The sequence below is a fragment of the Novosphingobium sp. genome (assembly GCF_031417815.1).
Taxonomy (GTDB): Bacteria; Pseudomonadota; Alphaproteobacteria; order Sphingomonadales; family Sphingomonadaceae; genus Novosphingobium.
In genome coordinates this window covers 46,558-56,302 of sequence record NZ_JANOWI010000031.1, presented here as the reverse complement: position 1 = coordinate 56,302, position 9,745 = coordinate 46,558, and the positions used below count along the sequence as shown (strand labels likewise).

Genomic DNA, 9,745 nt, shown 5'->3' with positions numbered 1-9,745 from the left:
GCAGCGAGTAGGTCTGCGCGGTGCCGTTGCGGCTGACCGTGCCATCGGCATTGTCGATATAGCCATCGTGCTGGTTGTGCACCGTGACGAGATAGCCATCGCCGTCATAGCCATAGTGTTCGGTGCTGTTGCCGGTGTAGGCGACGGTGTATTCCTGCTCGACGCCGTTGACGTACTTGATCTTCCATACTTGCAACGCCAGCGTGTAGGTTGCGCTTTTGCGGCGGCCTGAAAGGTCATAGGTCAGATCCGCGCCGGTGCTGGAACGCACGATCACGCCATTGATCAGCGCGCCCTTGCTGGTGGCGAGGCGGTTGAGGCTGTCATAGCGGTACCAATAGGCATCGGTGGTGACCGTAGTGACCAGGTTCTGCGCGCTGTCGATGCTCTGGTGCGCGGTGATCGCCGAGCGGACATTGCTGTTGGCATCGTACGTGCGCGCAAGGCTGAAGCTGGGCCGCTTGTTCGCGGCATCGCCCGGATCGACAATGCTGGTGATCCGGTTCAGCGCATCGTAGTTGGCGGCCGCGTTCTCAAGGTTGGAGGTATAGGTGCTGGACCCGGCCCCCGCGCCGCCCGTGTAGTAGCCCCACTGGTAATAGCTGGTCTGGTCGTATTTTGAGGTGAGCCTGTTGCCTTGCGCGTCATAGCTGAAGCTGGAGGTGACATTGCTGGAATAATAGCCGGTCGCCTGCGGGGCGCCATCGAGGATCTGGCTGACCTTGCCGGTGTTGTAGTAGCTGTAGGTGATGCTCTGGCCTAGCGTGGAGGTCTGGCTGGTCAGCCGCCCGCCTTTGTCGAAGCCAAAGCTGGTGATATTGCCGCTCAGATCGGTGCGGGTGGTGACATGGCCGAACTCGTCTGTGCCCTCGCTCATGCTGCGGTTGGCGGCATCGACATAGGTGGTGGTCTTGATCCAGCTGCCAAAGTTGCCCAGCCCGGCGCTGTGCGCAGTGTTAGACCAGGTGTAGGTATAGTTGGTGCGGTGATTCAGGTAATCGGTGGTGCCCGATACGCGTTGCTGGATGTCATAGTCGGTCCTTTCAACCACCGACATGCCCAGGAAGCTGTTCCAGTGGCGGGTGCGCTGACCAAGCTGATCATAGCCGTAGAACTCGGTATAGCCCGATGCCTTTACCTCAGCGGAAACGCGGCCGCCCTTGTCATAGAGGTATTGAGTGGTAACGAAAGCCTGGCTCAGCGCCTTCTTTTGCGAATTGTTGCCGTCTATCTGCACCCGCAATTGCCCGAAGGCATCGTATTGGTTTTCCCAGACCGAGGTATCGGCGCGGAAATCTTTGGCGACTTTGGCCTCAGCGCCGCCGTAGCCGGTTCCGGCGAGGAGCTGGCGGGTGGTGAGGTTGCCGGTGTTGGCAGCTTTGACAGTGCCTGCGGTGGAGGTGCCGCCGGTGGCGTAAGTGCCGTTCGCGTCGCGCGTGGCGACGAGGCGGCCGGAGGCGTCGTAGTAGTAATCGCTGGCCGGGCGGACGAATTGGACCGAGCCGTTCTCGTTGGTGGTCGATACGGTGGGGGCGACGCTACGGACCATCCGGCCCATGGTGTTGTAGCTGTATTCGGTGATGTTGCCGCGCGCGTCGGTTTCAGACGCAACTTCGCCGAACGCGGTGTAGCTGCGGGCGCGGGTGATGGTGTAGCGCAGCGCGGTGCTATCGATTGCACGCAGCGGCTCGCGGGTTGCGCTGGCCATGTTGCGCTTGTCGTAGAGCGAGATTGTGGCGGCCATCGTCTGGTTGGCCGAGGTGTCGATCGCTCCGAAGGCGGTGAGCGCGCTGTCGATAGTATAGGTGCCTGCGGACATATCGGCCGAGATCGCCGACAGCGTCAGCGTGGCGTTGCCATTGGCATCGTAGACCAGGACCTTCCACGCCCCGTCGCCGCTGTTGCTCTTCACCACGCGCCCGGCGTTGTCATAGACCATCTGTTCCTGGGTCAGATCGACGAGCGTCGCATTGGTTTGACTGGTCGGTGAACGCATCGCCCGGTTCGTCACTTCGCCATAGGCGTTGTAATTGAGGAGGGTCATCGGCCAGATGGCGGTCCAGACCGGATTGACTGCGGTGAGCGAGCTCGCCTGCCACTGGACGGTTGCGCGCCCAGCGGCGTCGTAGGTGACGAAGTTGCCTTCGGTGATCTGGGTGGTGCCATCCGAGAGGGTGCGGGTGTAGTAGTCGAGCGTCTTGCGGCCGGCCGTGTCGTAAACGAAGCGGCGGGTGAAGCTCAGCGGATCGGACTGCGCGGTGAGTTTGCCGCCGGAGTATTGGTAGGAGGTGATGCGATCGTCGCCTGCGGCCCCGGCGGTGTAGCCGGCTGCCGCTGCGCCCATCGCGGCGGGTGTGATGGCATCGTTTGCTGCCGCCGTGCCAGCCTCAGCGCGTTCGGTCGCGCGGATCAGGTTGTTGGCGCCGTCGTACATGAAGTAGGTGACGTGGCGGACGCTGGCGGTTCCCGAGACATTGAAGTCACTCTGTATCGCATCGACCTGGCGGATCAGGCGGCCTTGCTTGTCATACTGGTAGTCGGCCCTGTCGCCGGTGGCCTCGGTCTTGGAGAGCACTTCGCCCAGCGCGTTGTAGGCATAGGTGATGGTTGCGGCCTGGCTGGCGGTCGAGACCGTATTGCCGCTGACGCTCGCGACCAGCACGGCATTGCGCACTTCGGTCAGGCGGCGACCCATCTTGTCGTATGTGAACCCGGTTGTGCGGTCGTCGACCGTGGCGGTTACTGTTGGCGCAGCTATGCCTGGAGTTCCGGTGAAGCGCGTGGCGAAGCGGGTTTCGGACAGGACATTGCCGTCTGCATCGCGGCTCCAGCTGGTGAGGAAGCCTTCCTGGTCAAGCTTGGCAGTTTCACGTCCGGTTTTGTCGAACCAGTGGCAAATCGGGTTGCGGTTGGCATCGATCTCTTTGGTAAGATTACCGAAGGCGTCGTATTCGTTGTTGCTCTGCAGGTTCTGGCCTGCAGTCGTGACATAGGCGGTGCCGTTAAAGGCACCGGTTCGCACGCCCATCACCAGCGTCTGGATGAGCCGTCCGTTCTTGTCGTAGCTCAACTGGGTCTCGCGGGCGCTGCCGATAGCCGCGGGCTGGGCCGAGCCCGGGGTCACCGGCAAGGTAACAGCCCCCGACCAGATCCTCTGGTTGGTAAGATTGCCAGCCCCGTCATAGGTCCACTGACTGAGCGTGCCGACCGGCGAGACTTCGGCGGACTTGCGGCCCAGCCGGTCGAACCAGCTGACCGTGCTGGCCCAGGTGGCAGCGTCAAGCTTGACCTTTTGCTGCACCACATCGCCGCGCTTGTCGTAAGCGAACTCGGTGATTGGCGTGACCACGCCCGATCCGTCGACGTTGGTTACCGCTGGATCGATCTGGCGGATCACCCGCTCAAGCTTGTCATAATCGAAGCTGGTGATGAGCTGGATCGCTGCGGTCAGGTTCGATCCGGCGACCTTGGTCTTGACGTTGCCGCGCGCGTCATAGGTGTAGCTGGTGACCACGCGGGTGGCGCCGGATGCACCTTCGAGCAGTGCGGCGCCGGTGCTGTCATAGCTGACCTGATCGGCCGCCTCGCTCTTCAAGAGGCCGCGCTTGTCGTAGGTGTAGTTGGTTACCCCGCCGAGCTTGTTGGTTACGCTGGTGCGGTTGCCGAAGGCATCGTAGCTGTAGCTCTCGACCTTGCTTTCTGCATCGGTCGCGGTCTTGACCCGGTCAGCCAGATCGTAAGTGAACGTGCTGGTCGCATCGGCGCTCGAGGTGGTGACAGTGGGCAGGGCCCCCAGTGCAAGGCCGGAGACATTGCCGGCCTTGTTCGCATAACGGGTAACCGAGGCGATCACCCTGTCGATTGCGTAAGTGGTCTTGCCTGCATAACCTTCAGCATCGACGCTCCAGACCAAGCGGTCCTGCCCGTCGTAATAGGCATAGCTCACCGCATCGCGCGCGGCATCCGCCGCTACCGAGGGCAGGGTGGATGGGGTCAGACTCGCGGCATTGCTGGCCTTGGCGGCATAGCGCGTGGTTTTGGTGTTGGCGGTGCCGTTGAGGTACTCGGTCTTGGTGACATAACCCTCAGCATCGACGCTCCACGTCAGGCGGCAAAGACTGTCGTAAAAGAAAAACGCAGCATTGCCGCGCGGATCGATCGCTTTGACCACCTGGCCAAGCGCATCGTAGATGTACTGCGTGGTTGCGGCTTCATTTGCGCCAAAGGCGCGGGTCTCGCTGATGACGCGGCCGACCGCATCGTAGCTGCGCTTTGTAACCGAGACATCGCCGGTGCCATAAGCGACATGGGTTTCAGTGACTTGACCCAAAGCGTCGAGCACCAGGTGGGTGACAACGCTGTCGTTGTTGGTCCCGACGGCGCTGTCGAACAGCACCACCTCATCGGTCAGCCGGTTGGCGTTGTCATAGGTGTATTGGGTGACCGCCGCGTCGGCAGGGATATTGGTGGCCATTGCGCCGGTCGCCTGGGTCGTGCTGAACAGCGCGGCAACAGTGGTGGTGGTTGAGGCACTGGTCAGACTGGTCTGCGAGGCGTAGCGGATCGTCTGGATGACGTTATCCGCCTTGTCATAAACGTTCTGGATGACAAAGCCTTCGCCATCCACGCCATAGACCGCGCGGCCATCGCCATCGTAGAAGGTGCGGGTAACACGGTCACCCTCATTTGCGACCAGGCTTGCCGCTACGGTCGGCGTGACTGTTCCCGTGCCGAAGTCCCTGACCTTTTTGGTGATAGTGATGTCGCCATTCGTCGCGGTGGTCACCTCGTTCCACTGCGCCGGCAAGGTCTTGTCGGCCAAAGCAGCAAGCTGCGCACTCGACAGAACTGTCACGAGCCGGCGGGACGCAACCACCCGGTCTGCGGCATCGTAAATGGTCTGAACGACTTCGCCCTCGGCATCGATTGTCAATGCCAGACGGTTGTTTGCGTCGTAAACGAAGCGCGTCGTGCGCCCCAGAGCATCAGTCTGGGCGATCAGGTTGCTGTCGACGTCATAGTAATACAGCTTAGCCGCATTGGCATAGGCAATGCCCAGCGCGTTGTTGCCCGTCCCGGCATCGGCGATCGTCTTGGTCAGGCGGCCATAAGCATCGTATTCGTACTGGGCGGTGCGGGCCTGCGCGGTGCCAAAGGCTTCGACCTGCGCGGTGACTTTGCCATCAGCGCGGTAGGTGTACTGGGTGGTGAGATTGCTTTTGCCGACACCGGCGTCCTGCACCACGGTGACCTTCTGTCCTTTGAGGTCATAGCCGTAAGTGGTCACCACGCCCAAGGCATCGGTTACACTGATCGCCTGCCCCTTGGCATCGTAAGCAAAAGTGGTGGCGAGGTTGAGCTTGCCCGCACCAAAATCTCGCGCTTCGGTGAGCACCCGGCCGACCGCGTCGTAGCTGTAATGAATCTTGCCGCCACTCGCGTCGGTCACATCGATTACCCGCCCGGCAATGTCGAAATCTCTGGTGGTGGTGCCAACTGCATCAGTTATGGACTTGAGATTGCCGTCCTTGTCGTAGGCATAGCTGGCCGTCTGGCCCTTGCCGTCGGTCAGCAGAATAGTCTGGCCATAGGCATTCTTCTTGACCGAGCTGACGATCCCTTCCGCACTGGTGGTAGTGACATTGCGACCAAACAGATCGTAAGCGAAAGTGGTGGTCTTGCCGGCGCGATCGGTGCTTGCGATCAGGTTCGAGCGCGGATCGTAGCTGGAAGTCGCCTGATTATTCGAAGCGTCGCGATAGCTCGTGATCCGCCCGGCCCGATCATAGCTCCAGCTCTCAAAGCGCTGGTCAGTGGCGTTCAAGGTCCGGGCAACGCTCCGGCCAAACGCATCATAGCTATAGCTCGTGCGCAATTTGGTGGTCGGATCATTGACATTCTGGGCCAGCGTCCGGGCACCGGTAAGCCCGCGCCGGCCATATTCCAGAAACTGGGTCAGCACTTGTGCGGGATTCACCGAGACCAAGGCAGCGCTGCTCAGCAGCTCAGCAAAGGCGCTGTAGGTATAAGTGGTGACCACACCAAGCTGATCGGTGGACTGCGCAACGAGGCCGCGATTGTCAAAGGCCGCCTGAACCTTGCTGTCGAGTCCGCTATTAGCCACCGCCGCCACTGCGGTGGTGACAGTCGCGGTAACCAGCCCGCCGCTTAGCGTTGCCAGGGTGCCGGACGATAACCGGGTGCCATAGAGAACCGTCTCAGTGCGCTCTTCCAGAACATTGTAACGGTGCTCGCTAACCTCGCCGAGCGCGTTGATCGTGAAGCGCAGTTGGCCGTCGGCATCGTAGTAGTAGAGCGTCTTGACGCCGACCGCGCCGCTGCCATCGGGGGTAATCGTCTGGATTAACCGGTCGGCGATGTCATAGACGTACTGCGTGCCGTAAGTGGCATAGATGCTGTCGATCGCGGCCTGAGCAGGGCTCGCGCCGAGTGCTGCCAAAGCCGCGCTGCCCACGCCAGAGAGCTGGCCGATAAGCCGCCCTTTGGCGTCATAACGCATGGTCTGGGTGCGGGTTTCGCTCGAGAGCGTTTCCGAAGTGGACTGGCTGAGCAGCCGTCCGCGACTGTCATAAGTGTAGCTGGTGGTCTCGGTTCCGCCAGTCAGGGTGCGCACTTGCGAGGTCACCTGACCGGCTGCATTATAATAGAACCGCGTGGTTTCAAGCGTTCCGCTCGCCGCCGGAAGCGTGGCTAGCGTGTAGGCGGTGTTGGTGCCGACCTGCTGCCCGCGGACCTCCAGATCGACATTGCCCGCTGCAGTGTAGTGAAACCGAGTGACATTGCCTTCGCCATCGATCACCGATCCCAGGCGGCTGCGCCCGTCGTTGAGCCAATAGTTGTGGATGTCGCTTGCTGCAGAAAGCGCCAGGCTTGCCTTGAGCTGGGTTAACGTCCCGCTGGCCCGCTGCGCCAAGGCTGTAACGCCCGAAAAGCCGATCGTCTCGATCTTGCGCCCGGCTTTGTCATAGACGACCTCGGTCAGGTAGCCTTCTTCGTCGAGAGCGCCGATCAGGAGCCCATCGTTGTCATAGAAATTGCGGGTGGCCCGGTCAGTGCTGGCGCTGGCTGCAGGCAAGACGACCGCGCTAGGCGGTGCACTGCGATATCCACTGATGCCATCGGGCCCGTTGAGTGTTGTGACCGCAAGAACTGTCGAATAGGCTGTTGTCGCCAGCAGCCGCTCGGCTCCGTCGTAGTCGTACTTGACCACCGCACCTGTGCCATCAATCGTCTCAAGGACTTTGCTGGTTTTGTCATAGATCGTCCATTGCCAATGATCGGCGGCAGACGCGGCGGGGCGGATTGTGGCCACCTCGGTGTTTGTAGTGACCGTTCCCAGCAAGGCTAGGTTCGCCGCCGATACGGCTGCGGCATAAGTGACGCTGGACACCACCCGGTCGGCCCCGTCGTACTTGACCTCGCTCAGGGTGCCGTTGTCGTCGATCGTCGCAGTCAGCCTGCCTTGCCGGTCATAGACAAAATAGGTCTTCACCCCCGAAGGATCGGTCGCCATTCGCAGGTGCCCGAGTGCGTCATAGGCATAGCTGGTGGTCGCAGTAGCGGTGCCTGCAGCGCTTACGGTTTCGCCTTCCAGCGCGCCGCTGATTTTGAACACCTGCGTCTGAGTTGCCGCATTGGGGGTGGTGATTGTGGTCGTGCGGGTGCCATCGTTGATCGCGATGGTGCTGGTTACGCCAAGCAGATCGGTGGCGGAAATCACCCGACCGAGGCCATCGTAGACCAAGCTCTCGGTAGCTGGCGCGGTTTCACCGCCCAGATCGTTGGTGCCCGAGACGCGGCGGGTGAGCAGCCGTCCGGCCTGGTCGTACGTGTATTCGGCCCGCGACCAGTTGGCCGTGGTCAATCCGGCTCCGGCGCTATCGGTGGCCGACCACGACGTGGTCTGGATCAGATTGCCGCGAAAATCGTAGAGATTGTCGTTGCGCTGCGCCTGGCTTTTGTCTGCAGTTGCCACCCAAGCGGCTAGATCCGCTTCACTCCAACTGGTGGCGGTATAAGCGTTACCGGTGTAAGCGATCGTAGCGACCAACTGCCCGGCTGGATTGTAGCGGTATTCACTTACCCGGCCTTCGGCGCTCACCGCAAAGCGCAAGTGACGCTCGGCCGCATCGTCGCCGCTCGCGCTGCCATCGTCAGCCACACCGTTGCCTGCAGCGTCGTAGATATAACGCGTGATCATACCGCCGGTGGGCGCAGCGCCGTCGGCCAAGCCATTGGCATCAAGCCCGGTGTAACGGGTTTCGGTGAGCAGCTCGCCCAGCGCGCCATAGGTGTAGAGCGCCGCCGAGCCATCGCCATAGACCCGCTCGAGCAGGTTGCCAGCCGTGTCAAAACGGCTGCGTGTCACTTCAATCGCCAGCGATGCAGTGCCGACACTGGCGGGGTTGTCGAAAGTCAGTGCTTCGGTGGCATTGCCTTGGGCATCATAGGCAAAGGTCTTCACCGTGGCATTGCCGCCCGCTACCGGCGCAGGCTCTTCCAGCCGAACCAGCCGCCCGGCCGCGTCGTAGCCCATTTTGTACTGGCCCCCGAGCCCATCGGTGATCGTGGTGACGCGGCCTATCGTATCGTAGCTGAAGTTGGTGGTCTGCGAGACTCCGCTGTCCATCGCTTGCGTGAGGCTGGAGACCCGGTTTGAGGCATCATAAGCAATCGTCAGACTGGTGCCGTCGCTTTGTGCGATCCCCGTGACCAGCTTCGATGTTGAATTTTTGTAACTATACGTAACGACATAGCTTACCGCATCGCCACCATTGAGCGGAGTCAGGTCGGTCGTGACACTCGAGAGCCGTCCCGTGGCATCGTAACCATAGACCACCCGGCTGAGCTGTTTGTTGGTCGCTGCGGCGAGGTCATAGTAGCTGGTGACCAGCGTGAGTGAATTGGCGCCATAAACATAGTCGATCCAGTTGTTCTGGCCGGACGAGGCATTGGCGGTGGTGACCCGCGCAAGCTTGCCTGCAGTTGTGGCGGCGTCATAGGTAAAGCTGATCGCGTTACCATCGGCATCGGCGATCGAAACGATCCGCCCGCCAATGTTCGAGGCAAAGGTCTGGACTGCGCGGCTGTGCCCTTCGGTCCAGGTCAAGACATTGGCCGACCATGTCAGCAGATCGTCATTATAGGGGCTCTCGGCACTCTCGTAGCGGCCCGTCGATGTGTTGTACGTGAAGACAACCTGGGTCCCGTCCCAGTCGGTCAGCGTGGCGGTCGATCCAGCAGTGTTGCCGGTGCCCGTAAGCACGATCTTGCGCTGGGTGTCGAGCAGCCAGCCATCGGCGTCCTGGCTGCCATCGAGGTTGGTGTAGTTGCCGCTCGCCGCGCCCAGGCTGTTGTAGCTTGACGTAAATGCGGCGCCTATTCCCAGTCCGGCCAGGAACTCGTCTTGCGTCTGGATGATCAGGTTTCCGGTCGAGGCATTGACCGTAACGCCTTGCGCCGCCCGGCCCAGACCGCTTGATCCCAAGATACCGTCAGCCCCAACGGCCGCACCCGAATTACGCAGCAGTCCCAATCCCGAACCACCAACAACCGCAACCATGCCAGTTTTCCTACCCCGAACCAAAAGCCGCTCCGCAAATGCGGGCGGCATGATCACAGTCGGACAAAGGCTCGGAATGTTTAGCGTTTTTCGGAGATCAATCTGCTGTCGAGGTATTGGACTTATGATCTTGAGGAGCAATTGTGCGGGAACGGCCTGCGG

Annotated in this window: 1 protein-coding gene; it reads right to left on the bottom strand. The window is 61.2% G+C overall.

From position 1 onward, the window contains the following. Positions 1-9,583, bottom strand: a 9,583-nt coding sequence (locus RMN99_RS08025) for a hypothetical protein (RefSeq protein ID WP_309622784.1), incomplete at its 3' end; no start/stop codon positions are given. Between the last annotated feature and the right edge of the window lie 162 nt (positions 9,584-9,745).